The following is a 16,646-nucleotide window of genomic DNA, read 5'->3' on the forward strand; positions in this document are numbered from 1 at the left end:
CAGTATTTTTAAATGCTTGGGTTGTTGACGGTTATATTCTCCAATATGAAGCCTGTAAGCGCCAAAGTAGCTATTAAGCAGACTGCTCTGCTAATACTTGCTCAAGAGCGCTTTCAAAACGCTGAACCGCACCGTCGATATCGGTTAACTTATCGAGACCGAATAGTCCTACGCGGAACGTTTTGAAGCTATCAGGCTCGCCTACTTTCAAAGGCACACCAGCGGCAATCTGTACGCCAGCTTCGGCGAAAGCGCTACCTTTATGCATATCATCACGGTCGGTGTAGCATACCACCACGCCTGGTGCTTTGAAGCCTTCAGCTGCGACACTCTCGATGCCTTTAGCTTGTAGTACTTCGCGGACACGGTTACCCAGCTGCCACTGCGCATCGCATAGTTTATCAAAACCGATCTTTTTAGACTCTGTAATAGTATCGCGGAACTGGCGCAAGCTATCGGTTGGCATTGTCGCATGATAAGCGTGACCACCATTCTCATAAGCGCGCATAATCTCTAACCACTTCTTTAAGTCCAGACTAAAGCTATTAGATTCTGTATTTTCTACACGCTGGACGGCCGCATCGCTCATCATTACAAGCCCGGCGCAAGGCGTACTACTCCAGCCTTTTTGCGGCGCACTGATCAACACGTCGATACCAAGCGCTTTCATATCGAGCCAGACACAACCTGAGGCGATACAGTCAATGACCAATAAGCCGCCAACGCTATGAGTGGCCTCGCTCAAAGCTTTGATATAGTCATTAGGCAAGATCATACCGGCTGAGGTTTCCACATGCGGGGCAAACACCATGGCAGGCTTGGTCTCTTTAATTTGAGCGACCGCTTCATCGATATCGACCGGTGAAAAAGGCTTTGGCGCGTCGCTATCTTCGCGCTGGGCGTTTAATACCGTAGAGGATTTGGCAAGATTGCCTTTTTCTAAAATTTGCGTCCAGCGATAACTAAACATACCGTTGCGAATGATTAAGCAGTCTTGATCTTTGGCCAGCTGATTGGCTACCGCTTCCATGCCATAAGTACCCGAGCCAGGAACGATGGCGACCGCATCGGCGTTATAGACAGATTTTAGGTCAGCAGATAAGTCATTCATCACTTGCTGAAAGACTTCTGACATATGGTTAAGGGCACGGTCAGTATAGACCACTGAATACTCTAATAGACCGTTTGGATCGATATCTTGGCGTAATGCAGGCATGAAGCACTCCTTGTTTTTAGATTATTTAGATTGTGTGGTTGAGATAACTGCGTTAATGAGACAGTCATTTAGACACTAATAAGGGCTGAGACGGTTAGGTTTCAACTCATAAAAGAGACAATTTAGAATAGACGATATAGCGCTTTATCCTAGCGCTATTGCCGTTGGTAGATATTACCAGAGGACTACAGGCCCAAGACACTACAGGTGAGCTATCTGGGTTTATGCAGGGCTTACTGTCATGTACAGAGCGCAGGCATAATATAGGCGATATCATTTGATATTATCACTGTTATGCCACACTGGCAATAGTCTGCTAGCGGTTCTATTGAGGGCTTACGTTAGCGTTTGTTCGCTTATTTCGCCCTAGTATATCACTACAGTATTTCGCCCTAGTATTTAAGCTTAACATCTAGCCTTAACATCTAGCCTTAGTATCTTGACCCTATTTAGCCCTTATCGCGATAGGCATCATGTAACCCTGAAACCACAAAATCTAACAACTCGCTATCACCTTCACTGGCCGCTTTGCGCATTAATTTTGAGGGCGCATGAGACAATGTCTGCGTAAGGCGTCTGGAGAGCTCCGTGATGACTTCTTCAGCATTAACCTCACCATTCTCTAATCTAGCGATGGACTCAGAGAGGATTTTATCGACTTGCGTGTGCGTGCGATTACGATACTGTTCGATGTCACGGCCGACTTTGCGCACCGCAAAGCTCTGCTCCATCTCCACCACCAGCTGGCTGACGAGTAGCTCTGCATCGACGGCCGCTTGCCGACGCTGCTCAAGGTTACCGGCGATGACGTGCTGCAGATCATCGACAGAGTATAAATAGATATCATCCATCTGACTGATAGTAGAATCGATATCACGCGGTACGGCTAAGTCGATCATCAGCATCGGCTGATATCGGCGACGCTTAAGCGCCTGCATCGTCATGGTTTTATCAATCAGCACACTCATGCTGCCGCTACAGCTACTGACAATATCCGCCTCGCTGAGCATCTGCGGTAAAGCGTCTAAGGGCTGTACCTCAACCCTACGCCCCGGCTGCTGCAGCTCGGCCGCTAAGGCCTCGGCGCGTTCTGGACTACGGTTACAGATAATGATGCGCCCAACCCCAAGCCCTGCGATATGCGTCGCGACTAAGCGATTCATCTCGCCTGCCGCCACGACTAACAGCGTGCGTTTCGCAAAATCATCAAATATCTGAGTGACTAATTTGGCTGCCGCAAAACCAAGCGACACCGCTTGCGCGCCAACATGAGTCTCGTTACGTACGCGTTTGGCCGCTGCAAATACTTGATCGACTATCCAGCCTAGCTCAGTATTGAGTACTTTTTCGTTTTGCGCGAGATGTACCGCTTGTTTTATTTGACCTAATATTTGCGGCTCGCCCAATATCATCGAGTCAAGCCCCGCCGCGACTCTAAGCCAATGGGTTAAAGCGTGGACATCACGGTGCACATAAAGGTAGGGATCCACCTCGCTCAGCGGTAATTGTTTAAACTCAGCGAGCCAGTTTTTGATCTTTAGAATATGAGCGCTGACAGCCGCTGGTGAGACGCTAGCGCTACTAGTGTGAGACGCTTTACTGGTAGCAGCGACGCTCGCAGAAGCACTCGTTGGCGTGACGTTTTTGATATTTGATGAAGTGGCTGGCGTGACTGTTTGCGGAATTGTCTGAGGAACTAGCGCATAGATTTCCGTGCGATTGCAGGTGGAGACAATAATGCTGCCATCAGTGAACTGCTCTAATTGCTCAAGCGCCGTATTTACATCAGCGCCCACAAGTGCCAAGCGCTCACGCAAAGCGACTGGTGCAGTTTTGTGATTGACCCCAATGACCACTAATCTCATTATTGATTGACCATAAGCATAACGTTTACTGACTGAGCTCAAACCAGTGAGTGGCGTCATGATAAAAAAGCAAAAGCAAGCCCATCACGCTTGGATATAAGCGCAGACTGGGAGGCCGCGTTGTTGATTTAAGCCAATTACCGAGCAGCCCGTAGCCGCTCACTGTAATGGTGATAATACAAAGCTAGCTATTGTACCATTGTTATCCGTTTTATTTAATACTACCCCATCATTACTCCGTTACTGCTCGGGCAGCTTATACTCTATCTGGGCTTATCAGAAAAATTCAACTCGGCAGCATACGTTATCCCTAGTCCTAATAATCAACAGTTTAGTTAATCAATAGCTCCGACAATAACTAGCCCTAACGCCTGCTATGTTCCGCCTCTACTGCGATCCGTCGTCAATAACGATTTAAAGATTTATAACCTTAAAATGAATAAGTTAACGCGCGCGGCAGCTTAGGCGACGAGTTACTTTTTATTTGAAGGTTTGTGGTATTCTTATCATCAACATTCTATATATACGATAACAAGAGTACTATTGTTTAGGATGAATCTAGGCTCGTATAATGTTTCGATAATGCGCGAACTTATAGGTAATGATCATCAGCTATGATGTTTTTTGGATTAGTATCACAAGCAAAACCTGAGCCGGACGCTGCTTTAAGTCTTGACTATCGAGAGCAGTCTCGTATTCAGGTATTACTGCGCAGGGCGATGAGACGTCTGTGGCAACACCGAAAGCTTGCTTTAATGCTGGCGACTGGTTTGTGCCTGTCTACTTATACTCAAGCAAAAGTGCTCGATCCATTATTGAAGCTTTGGCAGCCTTATCAGACAACATTAGCATCCGTCGCTTCTGAGCCAGTCAGCGATAACGACCGCACTACTGAACGTCCTCAATCTCATGATAAGAGCGATTTTAAGAACACAGACAACATCAATGATGAGCCCAGTCTCTACGCTTTATTAGAGGCTGAATTTGCCGCCGATCGCAGCGATATTGAGCGGGGATTGAGCCTTTATAAGCAGCAAGCCTTTAAAAGAGATGCGACCGCAGTTTTCGAACGTGCCTTGAGTCTGTCATTGGCTTATGAAGCGGTTGATGAATCCTTAGTGTTTGCTAAAAGTTGGCAAGATCAGAACCCAGATCATGTGCCGGCTTGGTTTTATGTGGCGCATTTGGCGCTAAAAGCTCATGATTATGCGCTTGCAAGTGAGACTCTGAATCGTATTCTTCGCTATGACCCTCGTGCTGATTTAAGCGAGATCCTCATCGGTATTTATCCGAGTACCGATGAGGATCGGCGTGAGCTATTAGCCGCCTTGCAGCCTATCGACAGCGCGCAAAACGCTTCAATTTCTGTTCTAAAAGCTGGCCTACTTTATCAATTTGACGAACCCAGAGCCGCGCTTATTCATATCGAGCGCGCGCTGGCCAGCCAGCCTGACTACGTGCCTTATATCACCCTAAAAGCAGATATCTTACGCAAGATTGAACCGGCGCAAACGGTAGTCAATTACGTCAGCCAAGCGCGTTTACGCAATCCTGATAGTAAGAGTCTGTATCTCTATGAGATTCGCTACTTGTTAGACTTAAAACAAAGCGTGTCGGCTTGGGAGCTACTGCTAGCGGCGCATGAGCGCTTCACCGAGGACCCTGAGATTACCTTACTGGCCGCGTTGGTCAGCTTAGATATTCAAGAATATTCCAGCGCCGATCAGCTTCTGAACACTTTAGCAAAAAGTCCGACTTATTTGGATCAAGCCTATTATTATTTAGGCATCAGTGCTGAGCGCCAACAGCGTTTTGAGCAAGCAAAAAGCTATCTAAAAAGTGTCATGCAAGAAGACTTAGTGCTGGCCGCACGTAAAAAAGTGGTGGAGCTTGAGCTATTAGCCGATAATGCCGATGCAGCGATAGCCACCTTACGCAATCTGCGTGAGGATTTTGAGGTCTTCGCGCCTGATACCTTTGTGCTACAAGCAGATATTTTGTGGCAACAAGGTAAAGCTGACGAAGCACTAGAGCTGTTGAGCCGTGCCAGTCGCAAGCATCCAAATAGCGAGGCGATACTATTTGCGCGGGTACAATTGCTCGATGATCGCAATGACTATGTGGTGAAGCGCACCTTGCTCAATCATTTGCAAAACCTCAATCCGGATAATTTATCGTACCAGCTTAGCTACGCACAGCTGTTATTAGCCAATGATCGCAACTCCACTCAAGGCTTAGATCTGGCGCAAACGATTATTCAAATTCGCTATGATGATCCGCGTTATGATAATGAGCTGCACTTGCAAGCGCTGAATGTATTGGCTAGTAATGCCTTAGCTAATGATAACTTCACGCAAGTTATCGACTATCTACAAACGCCTTATGAGGTACTGCCAACACTACGCTCAGGCGTGCTGTTGCTACGAGCCTATCAAGGGCTTGAGAATAACGAAAAGGTCGCCGAGCTGTTAGCCGATTTACAACAGCGCTTTGCTTTTGGTCAACAAAACGTCAATGACCGTATTCAACTTTACTAACATCTTCCATAATCGAGTAACATCTACAGCTTAGACTAAGGATTATATTTTGAGCGACTCTCTTTGAGTTGCTTTTTTAAGGGAAAATTTATGTCAACATTTTTATCTACAGCGTTATCCATTCATAATAAAAATTCAAAAAAATCAGCCTTATTAGCGGCCCTAGTTAGTGGCGCGTTATTGAGCACTGGCTGTCAGTCGATACCTAGCTCACAAGCTGACGCTACCACCACCCCTACCCTGCAAGCGCAGAAGCTTGAGAGTTTCACTATCAATGGTAAAATCGGTGTGACAATACCAACTGGGGCTTCTGCTTCTTCGGCTGATGGCAGCAATGCTAGCAAGCAAGGCGGTAGCGCCTTTTATACTTGGGGACAAGAAGATAATCGCTTCGCTATTGAGCTGATGGGTGCGTTAGGCATTGGCAAAACCAACATCGAATATGACGGCCAAACGGCAACTTTAGTCAGTGAAAAAACCGGCAGCCTGAGCGCCGAGGATCCAGAAGCATTACTGCAAAAAGCCACCGGCTGGCAAGCACCTATCTCGCAAATGCCTTACTGGATATCAGGACGCTCCGCACCCTCGGACACCGCGCCGCAAGTTGATAGTCAAAACCGCCTTATAAGCTCAGTCAATGGCAACTGGAGCGCTAAGTTCGCCTATGACGGTAATAACAAGCTACCGAACAAAATTATCGCCACTCAGCCGCAAGGTCAAAAAGTAGTCATGACCATTAACCATCTAAGTCAGTAACAAAATAGACGCTCCAATGACCCAGACCGTTACTAACTGCTCGCTAGCTGATAATAATAGCCTTACGCGCTTGTCACCGGCAAAAATTAATCTGTTTTTGCACATCACAGGTAAGCGAGCTGATGGCTATCATAATCTGCAAACTGTTTTTCGCTTGCTCGATTGGGGCGATTATTTGCAGTTTGCTTTGACTGACATGATAGATACTCCTAACGCTGCGCAAGTGAATACAAGTATTGATCAGCAAGCGGCGGCGCTTACTCAGCAGTTAATCAGCCTTAAGGGCGCAGCTAGCATTACTGATAATGTAGCAGATAACCTAATCTTTAAAGCGGCAAAAGCGCTACTAGCTTATGTGATTTCGATAGCACAACTGCCTCACTCCTTGCACGCTATCAGCATTACCCTAGATAAGCACCTACCAATGGGCGCAGGATTAGGCGGTGGCTCTTCCAATGCTGCTACCACCCTACTCGCCTTAAACGAGCTTTGGCAACTTAACCTAAATCAAGATGAGCTGCTTAAAATAGCGACGACTATTGGCGCTGATGTACCGATATTTATCTTTGGGCAAGATGCTATCGCCATGGGCATTGGCGAAGAATTAACCAGCATTGACTTGCCAAATCAGCATTATCTGATTTTGACGCCAAACGCTCATGTCAATACTGCTGAGCTATTCGCTCATCCTAAGCTCAATCGTGATATCGCGCCTTTGTCTACCAAGACTATTACCCATCAAAGTCGTGATTATCTGTCAAACCTAAATTCGCCTTACCAGAATGTTTTTACACCAGTAGTGTTAAGTCTGGCTCCTGCGGTCGAAGAAGCTTTGAGTTATTTACAAGGCTTGGAGGCAGACACATTGGGCACAGCAAGGATGACCGGCTCAGGCAGCGCAGTGTTTTTACCTTTAGGTGCAAGTGTGGCGGCTGATAAAGCGCTATTTAATCAATGGATTGCAAATGCGCCTTGTGCAGGTTATGTGGTTGAGAGTTTATAATTAAAAACAGCACAAAAAAATTAAGACATACGTAGGCTGCTGTTTTAACCCTAAAAAGCATTCAAAATCGTACTAGAGTTTTCACTTTTGAGTGAAACTTCTTAAATAGAACTTCGATATTTACTAAATTTGGACCACGATGGCTTGAGTTGTAGCACTATTAGTTGTTTGGAGTCTGTCATTATCTGCTAAGCTTTACTATTATAAATAATCCAAAGAAAAAGGCGAAAAGCCTTGCAAAATTTAAAAATTTACTTATAATAGGTCGCCACAATAGGGGTATAGCCAAGTTGGTAAGGCATCAGGTTTTGATCCTGACATCCGTTGGTTCGAGTCCAGCTACCCCTGCCATTTTTTGTTTGTCTTCATTGTTTATCATACGAGTACAGCATTGATACTCAGTCCTGGTCACTAATGTGATCTTGATTTTAGTGATAGCAATTGACAACACCTTCGTATTTTCGGTATAGTTCGCAACGAACACCGTAAATCTCGGTCGTCACAAAGAGTGCAAGCTCGTAGCGATGACACGTTAGGTAAGCGTAGCGATAACAGCTACGATACCGAGCATTACAGGGGTATAGCCAAGTTGGTAAGGCATCAGGTTTTGATCCTGACATCCGTTGGTTCGAGTCCAGCTACCCCTGCCATTTTCTGTAATTGCGTTGTTTCATCTTCTGTAAATTTTTGATACCCACTCTTTTCTATATTTGAGCAGTTTGACACTGCTTAGCGGTCACTGCTTGAGTCACTCAATAGGACTTTGTCATGCCTTATTTGGCGATTTTTACGGGTAATGCCCACCCTGAACTTGCGAAAACCGTAGCCGACCATCTTCATATCCCTCTTGGGAAAGCTGACATCACCCGTTTTTCTGATGGCGAAATCGCTGTAGAGGTTAAAGAACACGTACGTGGTAAAGACGTGTTTATCATGCAGCCCACTTGCGCGCCGACCAATGACAATTTGATGGAAATCATGATGATGGCTGATGCACTGCGCCGCTCTAGTGCTGGCCGTATCACTGCTGTCATGCCCTACTTTGGTTATGCTCGTCAAGACCGTCGTCCACGCTCAGCCCGCGTGCCAATCTCAGCCAAAGTCGTCGCCGATATGCTTAACATCGTCAGCATTGATCGCGTCATGACGGTCGATTTGCACTCCGATCAAATTCAGGGTTTCTTTGATATTCCTGTCGATAATATCTACGGTACGCCAGTATTGTTGAACGAGTTACTCAAGCATGATTATGATAATATCATGGTGGTTTCACCCGACGTTGGCGGCGTCGTCCGTGCCCGTGCGATGGCAAAGCAATTAGGCGACGCTGATTTAGCGATTATCGATAAGCGCCGTGCCCGTGCTAACGAATCTCAAGTGATGCATATTATCGGTGATGTCCGTGACCGTGACTGCGTCATCGTTGATGATATGGTTGATACCGCAGGTACGTTGTGCAAAGCGGCCGCTGCACTCAAAGAAAGCGGCGCGCGCCGAGTGCTCGCTTATATCACGCATCCTGTCTTATCCGGTAATGCCTTGAAGAACATCAGCGATTCAGAGCTCGACGAGATCGTCGTGACCGACACTATCCCATTATCAGATGCGGCAAAAGCTTGCACTAAGATTCGTCAAGTCTCTATCGCGCCGATGCTCGCTGAGAGTCTGCGCCGTATCAATAACGAAGAGTCTATCAGCGCCATGTTTGATGCTTAAGACGGCTCGTTAGTTAGACTAGATTACTGATATCAAAGATTAGCGCTAAAGTAACCCTTTAGCGCTTTTTTTTGCTCTAAAATTACTATTCGTGACCTTCTGCCAAGGTTTTGAGATCTCAAGTGGAGCAGATCATCTTCTACTCTTTGCTTATCAATTTTTATAATCTTTTCAACCCTTTATTATTGCAGCAAAAACACGTATAATGCGCGCCTGTGCTGCTCATTGCTTATTATCTATAGTGTTACAGATTTACATGATAGATATAGGCAGTTCACTCAGCACTTTTTAGAGTATCCATTATCCAGTAGTAGACTGGTCGCAAGTTTTGACGCTGGTAGATACTTCACATACACTCTATAGGATTATATCCATGGCTATTGATCATTTTGCAATTAACGCGGTTGACCGCTCTGCTGAACAACAAGGTAAAGGTGCGAGCCGCCGCCTTCGTAAGCAGAACCTAGTACCTGCTATCATTTATGGTGGTAATGAGGAGCCAACGGCTATCTCTATCAAACTAAACGAGATGGTAAAGTCGCTTGAATACGAAGCGTTTTTCTCACAAGTTTTGACTATTACTACCGATAAAGGCGATGAGCACCAAGTCGTTATTAAAGACTTGCAGCGTCATCCTGCTAAAGGCTTCCCAATGCATGCTGACTTCCAGCGCATTGTTAAAGGCCAGAAAATCAACATGAATGTCCCTGTACATTTCTCAGGCCGTGAAGACGCACCTGGTACCAAAGACGGCGGTATTCTATCAACGCTTGTCTCTGATATCGAAATCGTTGCGCTACCTTCACAGCTTCCTGAATACCTCGAAGTTGATGTATCAGGTATGGAGATCGGCGATCTGTTCCGTCTATCAGATATCGATCTGCCTGAAGGCGTGATCATCTTTGATCTTGATATGGAAGATGCACACGATCGCACTATCGTTAACATGTTGCCACCAACGCTTGAAGAAGTGGACGAAGATGCAGACGAAGTGGATGCTGATGAAGTACCAGCCACTGAGCAAGGCGGCGAAGGCGCTGAAGGCGAAGCGCAAGACGGCGACGATCAAGACGCTGAGTAACCCCCCTTTTGTAAACCCCTACTTTGGTTATACGACGAGTAGGGTTGTTGCATAAAAAACAGCAGGCGATTAAGATCTCCTGCTGTTTTTGTGAGTATTATTTGAAAAGCGAGTAGTGCGTTATTCAAATAGTATTTGTTGTTAGGCTCTTTATATCGAGCTTATTTCTCTTTTTTAGGCAGAGTATGTTATGGCGATAAAACTCATCGTTGGTCTTGGCAATCCTGGTGAGCAGTATATGCTCACGCGGCATAATGCTGGGTTCTGGTTTGTGCAGCATATTGCTCATCAGTTCAATATTACTCTGAGTCCGGATAAGAAGTTCCATGGCATCACTGGCCGCGGGCAAGTGCACGGTCATGATGTACGTTTGCTACTGCCCCTCACCTTTATGAATAAATCGGGTCAATCGGTCGTACCGATGGTCAACTACTATAATATTGCCAATGACGAGCTACTTATCGCTCATGACGAGCTCGATATCGATGCCGGTAGCATTAAGCTCAAGACCGCTGGCGGCCATGGTGGACATAATGGCCTGCGTGATATTACCCCGCATATCGGTAACGACTTTCATCGTTTGCGCGTTGGTATTGGTCATCCGGGCCATAAGTCAAAAGTGACAGGGCATGTGCTCTCAAAGCCCGCTGCCAATGAGCAAATCGCTATTGAGAGTGCGTTAACCGCGGCTTTTGAAGCACTACCTTTACTGTTGGGTGGCGATATCGAAAAGGCGCGCTCGCAAATCAATAGCTTTAAATTACCAGAATAATGCTATAAAATTGCGTCAGCCTTTTATTTTGGCAAAATCATCCCCATTAACCTTTTGATTTCGCTCATTTAATCTGTTTTTAATATTCGTTTCGTTTTTAATATTCGTTTCACTAAGGAAGCACCTTATGCTACTTAATATGCTCAAATGCAAACTGCACCGTGCCCGTGTTACCCATGCCGAGCTACACTATGAAGGCTCATGTGGTATCGATGGCGACTTATTAGATCTTGCAGGCTTGCGCGAGAATGAATCGATTGATATCTATAATGTCACTAACGGTAAGCGTTTTCGCACTTATGCGATTCGCGCGGAAGCAGGCTCTGGTATCATCTCTTTGAATGGGGCCGCAGCGCACATGGCCGACTTAGGCGATATCGTCATCATCTGTGCCTACGCGCATTTTGATGAAGTAGAAGCGTCTACTTATCAGCCCAAGCTTGTGTACTGCAACGAAGATAACACCGTTAAAGACACTGCAAATATCATTCCGGTGCAAGTCGCTTAACGCGTCCGACACTATTAGATATTAGAGTCGATGTTATGGCAACTATCGATAATTTGTTGTTTCGCTTTATTGCTAGCTGACTATTGACTATAATTAAAAACTGAGTCCCTTGAGGCTCAGTTTTTTTATGCGCTTTTGTTAGGGTAAGACACTGTGCAGCGCTGTTTTTAAGATAAAATACTTACCCTTAAAAGTTGACTCTATTTAAAGGATGACCCTAATGTGGTTGGCAATTGTTGCAGTAATCGTGGGCTTGGCTATTTTGGTTTGGAGCGCGGACGTTTTTATTGATGGCGCGGTGGTATTGGCCAATAAATTAAATGTGCCGAGCTTTTTGATCGGGGTGGTGATATTAGGCTTAGGAACCTCAGCTCCTGAGATGGTGGTCTCAGTATTAGCGGCGCTAGAAGGTAGCCCTGAGCTGGCTTTAGGTAATGCTTATGGCTCTAATATTATTAATATTGCGCTAGTGCTTGGTGCGACAGTACTTATAAGCCCAATCATTATCCGTAGCAGCATCATCAAACGAGATATGCCACTATTATTACTAGTGACAGCAGTGGCCGCGTGGCAGCTCAGTGATGGCGTCTTAGGTCATACCGACGGTCTGGTGCTCATTGTGCTGCTAGTGATGATATTGGCTATTCAGATCGTCTTAAGCCTACGAGAAGGCAATCATGAGCACGAAGACGATCCGGCGCTAGAGAGCAGCGAGGAGACTAGCGCTATCCGCGGTATCGGTACGCTATTTTTAGGCCTGCTAGTACTGATATTGAGCTCACGTGCTATTGTGTGGGGCGCGGTAGGGCTGGCGACGTTTTGGGGCCTCAGTGAGCTGATTATTGGTCTGACGATTGTCGCTGTTGGCACATCCCTACCAGAGCTTGTTGCAAGCTTGTCAGCGGCGCGTAAGGGCGAGCACGATATGGCTTTGGGCAATATTATCGGCTCTAATATTTTTAATACCTTAGCCGTCGTCGGACTTGCTGCGCTTATTGCGCCAATCACTCCGAATGCCATTATCTTGTCACGCGATATATTGGCAATAGGACTGCTTACTATCTTGCTATTTGTAATGTGTTTATTTGCATTTAACACCAAGCGCAGCTTTGGCCGCAGCTCTGGTGCCACTTTAGTCTTGTTCTTTGTCGGTTATACGATGTGGTTAATACAGACGGCTGGTTAATACAAACAGTCGGCTAATACAAAGGATTAATTAATATAAACGGCTGGCTAATATATGTATAGTCGATACACTCTAAAAATGTCATAGCGCTACTGGGATGAATTTTGCGCAGCCTCTGGGAACGCAGCACGCAAGTAAAATTTATACCAGTAGCGCGTTTAAATCCATAACAGTTTTACATTCAGCTAACTATAGTCTCTGTATCAGCGCTGGCTTTTTAAGTCGCATATAGACACACGGTTAGTCTTTACGATTTCTAATCACTCGCCATAAGCTCTCATTTTCAGTCTTTGGCATCTTTAAGGTGACAGTGTTAGAGATCATATCTTGAACTGCCAGACCGCGGCGATTGAACAGACAAAAAGCATAGTTGAACACCAGTCCCAAAAACGCGCTAGTCAAGATAATAGCGCGTGACCCGCCGATTAAGCTGCCGATAACGCCGAAGACGAGCGGCATTAAACTTGCCGCCATAATTCGCTTAAAAGACTGTCCCCAACTGAGCAGACGGCCTGAGTCATTGACCGTTTTTAGTCGCCAAGTCTGCATCCCTAAAGTCTGACCACCGCGCCGCCAAAACAAACCATAAAAACCCACTAAGGTTAAGATAAACGATGGCGTCATCACTATGTTTTGATACCAAACAGGTAGCGAGCGGGCTTGTGCGGACTCTGTACCCGTCTGCATAGTCAGTAGCGTGCCTATTACTGTCAGTACCGTGCCTACTAAGAAGAGCAAGGCCAGTATAAGCATGCCATCATAAACGATAGCGGCAAGCCTAGTGGTTGGATTGGCGATAGTAGGCTCTTCTACTGCTGGCATAGCCGTAGTCGCTTGGCGGCGTGGCTTTTTTGTTTTGACAATGGCTCTTTTTTTACTCTTTGGCATAGCTTAAGCTCATAGCAGATATCAAATGATAGCCTATTGTACCGTAATTAAGGGGTTTATCATAAAACTATGAGAGATATTAAGAACCATAGCGATAGAATCAACAAGCACAAAAAAACCGCCAAATGTCAGAAGACAGGCGATTGATTTAGGATGTTCTTTATTACTTTTAACACATTGATAATGCAAATGGTGCGCCTGGAGAGATTCGAACTCCCGACCCCTTAGTTCGTAGCCAAGTGCTCTATCCAACTGAGCTACAGGCGCTTATTGCACATCATCTACTACGCAGTATATAACTTTTGTAGCAAATTAGGTTGGTCATTATATAGATAATTTTGACGTTGTCAATAACTTTGCTTATTTAAACAAGATTATTTTCACATTCAATCGAAGTTATCTACAACAAACCGAATAAATGGCGGTGAAGGAGGGATTCGAACCCTCGATACGCTTACACGTATGGTTCCTTAGCAGGGAACTGGTTTCAGCCACTCACCCACTTCACCGGACAAGATAAGACTATTAATTAATAATAACAGTATCGATGCTAACGATACGTCTTATGCTGTGGGCGAGTATTATAACAAAGCCAAAACGAATTGCAAGCCTTGCAGCCGTATTTGCTATAATTTAATTTTTATCTTATGGATTACTACACCAATAACTCTAAGGAAACCTTATGCGTCCAGTCGTCCTTTGTTTTTCAGGTTTAGACCCTTCTGGCGGAGCAGGCTTGCAAGCCGACATCGAAGCCATTGGGCAAGCAGGCGCTCATGCCACTGTCGCTTGCACCGCTATTACCGTCCAAAGCTCGCAGCAAGTCTTAGGCTTTGAGCCTTGTAACTCCGAATTAGTCAGAGATCAAGCGATGGCAGTGCTCAACGATTTGCCAGTCACAGCGATCAAATCCGGTATGCTTGGCACAACGGATAATATAAAAATGCTGACTCGATTATTCGCTAATAAGGTGATTAAAAAAAACACCCCCTTCGTGCTTGATCCAGTACTCGTTGCCAATAGTGGTGGCAGCTTGGGTGATGAGGCGACTTTGGTAGCGGCCTTTGAGCAGCTCCTACCCTACGCGACTTTAATTACGCCAAATACTCATGAGCTGCGCGCTTTAAGCGGTGAGCAGGACTTACATACCGGTGCAAAAAAACTCTGTGATAATGGCACTCATGCGGTACTCGTCAAAACCTCACATGATTTCGACAGCGGTGATATTGAACAGTATCTATATATAGCAGGTGAGATGGTACATAAAAGCGTACTACCGCGCTTAGACGGTGAGTTTCATGGCTCTGGCTGCTCACTTGCCAGCTATATAGCTGGACGCTTAGCGATGGGCGATCAGATAGTGGAAGCGGTCAAAGCGGCTGATACTTGGATTACTCAGACTTTAAAAGCGGCGGATGACCCTCATCCCGATAATGTGCAAGCGCAGCTGATACCCAATCGCTTTGTGAAAGCTGAAAGTTGACGAGCACATAAATCTTGACTCTAATGATGACACAGCAAAAAGCCCTACACTCATGACAGATGATGTAGGGCTTTTAATATATTAAGGCATATTAGAAACTTAGCCTAGCATCGGCATCAAGCTCGCTGCGATGGCTCCGACCATTATCTCCATCAAATAAATAGCAAAAAAAGCAATGATAGGTGATAGGTCAAGCATACCTAAATTCGGTGTGATACGGCGAAATGGTGCTAATATCGGCTCAGCCAAACGCATGATAATACCGATAATCGGATGTGAGGATTGGGTAAAGACTACAATCCAGCTAACCACAATAGAACCAATAATGAGATAACGACTCAATCTTAAAAAGTCTAAAATCAGACTGAGTGTACCCTGAAAAAATAGCGGAATCGGTGCAATCCCTCTTTGCATCAAGGCTGCCTTACCAGAGATGTCAATCAATCGAATCAAAAACATCAACACGATGGCGGCAACACTGATGCGTCCGCCCCCTAAAGTCGGAAAGATACGGCCAAACACATCAACGATATGGGTGGCTCTATAAGCCGGCGCAATCATAGGATCGCGCGCATCCATTCCCGCAAACTGTAGCATAAAGCGGATAAAGATCAGCAGCATCGCAAAGGTGGTGACCAAATCAAAAATCTGTAATAGTACGTTGTTCATTAAAGGCTACTCAAAGTGTCGACATAAAAATACTAGCGCGGTTTTATTTCATCTCTTCGCTAAGCGCTTGACTGCGATCATAACAAGCTTGCATCGCCTCGCCTATCTGACGACCGACCTCATCAGCTTGCATAGACTCAATCGCCGCTTGCGTAGTGCCATTTGGTGAAGTCACTTTGCGACGTAGCTCGGCCGGGGTGTCATCGCTACCCATCGCCATCTTCGCCGCGCCTAGCATCGTTTGCATAGCAAGGCTTGAGGCTTGTTCGTTATCTAGACCTAGCGCCACGCCGCGATCGATCATTGACTCTAGGAAGTAGAACATATAAGCAGGCGCTGAACCCGACACCGCTGTCACCGCATGTAGATGCTCTTCATCTTCCACCCACATAACCAGACCTGAGGCCTCCATAGCCGCTGTGGCCAGCTGCTTTTGCGGCTCACTGATGCTATCAGTTGCATATAGACCGGTTGCGCCCATCTGTATCATCGCCGGCGTATTAGGCATAGCACGGATGATATTTTGGTAGCCGCCAAGCATATTCGCTAAAAGCTCTGTTGATAGACCCGCAGCTACTGACATAACTAATTGCTTATCGAGCACATCAGTGAAGCCACTAACGACCGCTTTCATCACTTGCGGCTTTACAGCAAGGACGACTAGATCCGCATCTTTTACTGCAGTGGTAGCATCAGCGGTTGGATCGACTGTTTTAAGACCTTTTGCGCCGAGCTGCTGACGGATATCAGCGCTTGGGTCGGCAACAGTAATCATCTCAGGCTTGACACCGCAGCCAACCAGACCACTGATTAGCGCCTGCGCCATATTACCGCCACCGATAAAGCTTATTTTTTTATTATTGAGAACTGAGTTATTATTTTGTTGTGACATCATAGTCTCCTAATAGCAATTTCTAATATAACTTTGTTAGAAATAGTCAAAAGTATTCAAAGTGATAGCGCTAA

The 16,646-nt window shown here is 45.8% G+C and carries 14 protein-coding genes and 4 tRNA genes; 11 read left to right on the plus strand and 7 right to left on the minus strand.

All coding sequences use genetic code 11. The features are described 5' to 3' along the window. Positions 1 to 73: 73 nt before the first annotated feature. Positions 74 to 1,216 (minus strand): aminotransferase class V-fold PLP-dependent enzyme, encoded by a 1,143-nt coding sequence (locus JMY03_RS02380; RefSeq protein ID WP_201600720.1) that lies wholly within the window; start codon positions 1,214 to 1,216, stop codon positions 74 to 76. 449 nt (positions 1,217 to 1,665) lie between these two features. Next, positions 1,666 to 3,081, minus strand: a complete 1,416-nt coding sequence (gene hemA, locus JMY03_RS02385; protein ID WP_201602084.1) for a glutamyl-tRNA reductase — start codon at positions 3,079 to 3,081, stop codon at positions 1,666 to 1,668. Positions 3,082 to 3,695: 614 nt separating this feature from the next. On the opposite strand from hemA, the gene JMY03_RS02390 reads away from it, so the two are divergent. From JMY03_RS02390 to JMY03_RS02435, 10 genes are all read left to right on the plus strand, one after another. Further along, positions 3,696 to 5,618, plus strand: a complete 1,923-nt coding sequence (locus JMY03_RS02390; RefSeq protein ID WP_227675462.1) for a tetratricopeptide repeat protein — start codon at positions 3,696 to 3,698, stop codon at positions 5,616 to 5,618. A gap of 90 nt (positions 5,619 to 5,708) precedes the next feature. Then, complete coding sequence (gene lolB / locus JMY03_RS02395) at positions 5,709 to 6,374, plus strand: lipoprotein insertase outer membrane protein LolB (RefSeq protein WP_201600722.1); 666 nt, start codon at positions 5,709 to 5,711, stop codon at positions 6,372 to 6,374. A gap of 16 nt (positions 6,375 to 6,390) precedes the next feature. Further along, entirely contained in the window at positions 6,391 to 7,377 is a 987-nt protein-coding gene (gene ispE, locus JMY03_RS02400) for a 4-(cytidine 5'-diphospho)-2-C-methyl-D-erythritol kinase (protein ID WP_201600724.1), read from the plus strand. 275 nt (positions 7,378 to 7,652) lie between these two features. Next, positions 7,653 to 7,728: transfer RNA gene (locus JMY03_RS02405), tRNA-Gln, on the plus strand. A 223-nt stretch (positions 7,729 to 7,951) separates the two neighbouring features. Next, positions 7,952 to 8,027, plus strand: a tRNA-Gln gene (locus JMY03_RS02410). 118 nt (positions 8,028 to 8,145) lie between these two features. Beyond that, a complete protein-coding gene (locus JMY03_RS02415) occupies positions 8,146 to 9,093 on the plus strand; it encodes a ribose-phosphate pyrophosphokinase (protein WP_025645491.1) in 948 nt (315 codons plus the stop codon). 373 nt (positions 9,094 to 9,466) lie between these two features. Then, positions 9,467 to 10,174 carry a 50S ribosomal protein L25/general stress protein Ctc gene (locus JMY03_RS02420; RefSeq protein WP_201600726.1) on the plus strand — a complete coding sequence of 236 codons (708 nt, stop codon included), beginning with the start codon at positions 9,467 to 9,469 and terminating at the stop codon, positions 10,172 to 10,174. A gap of 190 nt (positions 10,175 to 10,364) precedes the next feature. Then, positions 10,365 to 10,946: an aminoacyl-tRNA hydrolase gene (gene pth / locus JMY03_RS02425; protein ID WP_201556845.1), complete on the plus strand. Its 582-nt coding sequence runs from the start codon at positions 10,365 to 10,367 to the stop codon at positions 10,944 to 10,946. Between the two features lie 127 nt (positions 10,947 to 11,073). Then, on the plus strand, positions 11,074 to 11,454 hold the full coding sequence (panD, locus tag JMY03_RS02430; protein ID WP_010196068.1) for an aspartate 1-decarboxylase: 381 nt from the start codon (positions 11,074 to 11,076) through the stop codon (positions 11,452 to 11,454). A 220-nt stretch (positions 11,455 to 11,674) separates the two neighbouring features. Next, positions 11,675 to 12,640 (plus strand): calcium/sodium antiporter, encoded by a 966-nt coding sequence (locus JMY03_RS02435; protein ID WP_201600728.1) that lies wholly within the window; start codon positions 11,675 to 11,677, stop codon positions 12,638 to 12,640. 240 nt (positions 12,641 to 12,880) lie between these two features. Here the strand turns inward: JMY03_RS02435 and JMY03_RS02440 are convergent, their stop codons facing one another. The 3 genes from JMY03_RS02440 to JMY03_RS02450 form a co-directional block, all read right to left on the minus strand. Continuing rightward, positions 12,881 to 13,462 (minus strand): RDD family protein, encoded by a 582-nt coding sequence (locus tag JMY03_RS02440; protein ID WP_227675511.1) that lies wholly within the window; start codon positions 13,460 to 13,462, stop codon positions 12,881 to 12,883. Positions 13,463 to 13,718: 256 nt separating this feature from the next. After that, positions 13,719 to 13,795, minus strand: a tRNA-Arg gene (locus tag JMY03_RS02445). Positions 13,796 to 13,947: 152 nt separating this feature from the next. Further along, positions 13,948 to 14,037: transfer RNA gene (locus tag JMY03_RS02450), tRNA-Ser, on the minus strand. Between the two features lie 173 nt (positions 14,038 to 14,210). Between JMY03_RS02450 and JMY03_RS02455 the strand changes: the two genes are divergently transcribed. Continuing rightward, the gene (locus tag JMY03_RS02455) at positions 14,211 to 15,011 is read left to right on the plus strand and encodes a hydroxymethylpyrimidine/phosphomethylpyrimidine kinase (protein ID WP_201600732.1); all 801 of its coding nucleotides are present in this window, start codon (positions 14,211 to 14,213) and stop codon (positions 15,009 to 15,011) included. Positions 15,012 to 15,110: 99 nt separating this feature from the next. On the opposite strand, the gene JMY03_RS02460 is transcribed toward JMY03_RS02455, so the two are convergent. Together JMY03_RS02460 and proC are read right to left on the minus strand one after the other, a co-directional pair. Continuing rightward, positions 15,111 to 15,680, minus strand: a complete 570-nt coding sequence (locus tag JMY03_RS02460) for a YggT family protein (protein ID WP_201600735.1) — start codon at positions 15,678 to 15,680, stop codon at positions 15,111 to 15,113. 43 nt (positions 15,681 to 15,723) lie between these two features. Next, a complete protein-coding gene (gene proC, locus JMY03_RS02465; protein WP_025645508.1) occupies positions 15,724 to 16,572 on the minus strand; it encodes a pyrroline-5-carboxylate reductase in 849 nt (282 codons plus the stop codon). Between the last annotated feature and the right edge of the window lie 74 nt (positions 16,573 to 16,646).

The organism is Psychrobacter submarinus, from assembly GCF_904846685.1.
Lineage (GTDB): Bacteria > Pseudomonadota > Gammaproteobacteria > Pseudomonadales > Moraxellaceae > Psychrobacter > Psychrobacter submarinus.

Bases quoted from the DNA above. Each gene is read 5' to 3' on its own strand.
- JMY03_RS02455 (WP_201600732.1), top strand. From the start codon at position 14,211: ATGCGTCCAGTCGTCCTTTGTTTTTCAGGTTTAGACCCTTCTGGCGGA.
- JMY03_RS02380 (WP_201600720.1), bottom strand. From the start codon at position 1,216: ATGCCTGCATTACGCCAAGATATCGATCCAAACGGTCTATTAGAGTAT.
- JMY03_RS02415 (WP_025645491.1), top strand. From the start codon at position 8,146: ATGCCTTATTTGGCGATTTTTACGGGTAATGCCCACCCTGAACTTGCG.
- JMY03_RS02435 (WP_201600728.1), top strand. From the start codon at position 11,675: ATGTGGTTGGCAATTGTTGCAGTAATCGTGGGCTTGGCTATTTTGGTT.
- JMY03_RS02420 (WP_201600726.1), top strand. From the start codon at position 9,467: ATGGCTATTGATCATTTTGCAATTAACGCGGTTGACCGCTCTGCTGAA.
- proC (WP_025645508.1), bottom strand. From the start codon at position 16,572: ATGTCACAACAAAATAATAACTCAGTTCTCAATAATAAAAAAATAAGC.
- hemA (WP_201602084.1), bottom strand. From the start codon at position 3,081: ATGAGATTAGTGGTCATTGGGGTCAATCACAAAACTGCACCAGTCGCT.
- JMY03_RS02390 (WP_227675462.1), top strand. From the start codon at position 3,696: ATGATGTTTTTTGGATTAGTATCACAAGCAAAACCTGAGCCGGACGCT.
- JMY03_RS02440 (WP_227675511.1), bottom strand. From the start codon at position 13,462: ATGCCAGCAGTAGAAGAGCCTACTATCGCCAATCCAACCACTAGGCTT.
- pth (WP_201556845.1), top strand. From the start codon at position 10,365: ATGGCGATAAAACTCATCGTTGGTCTTGGCAATCCTGGTGAGCAGTAT.
- ispE (WP_201600724.1), top strand. From the start codon at position 6,391: ATGACCCAGACCGTTACTAACTGCTCGCTAGCTGATAATAATAGCCTT.
- panD (WP_010196068.1), top strand. From the start codon at position 11,074: ATGCTACTTAATATGCTCAAATGCAAACTGCACCGTGCCCGTGTTACC.
- JMY03_RS02460 (WP_201600735.1), bottom strand. From the start codon at position 15,680: ATGAACAACGTACTATTACAGATTTTTGATTTGGTCACCACCTTTGCG.
- lolB (WP_201600722.1), top strand. From the start codon at position 5,709: ATGTCAACATTTTTATCTACAGCGTTATCCATTCATAATAAAAATTCA.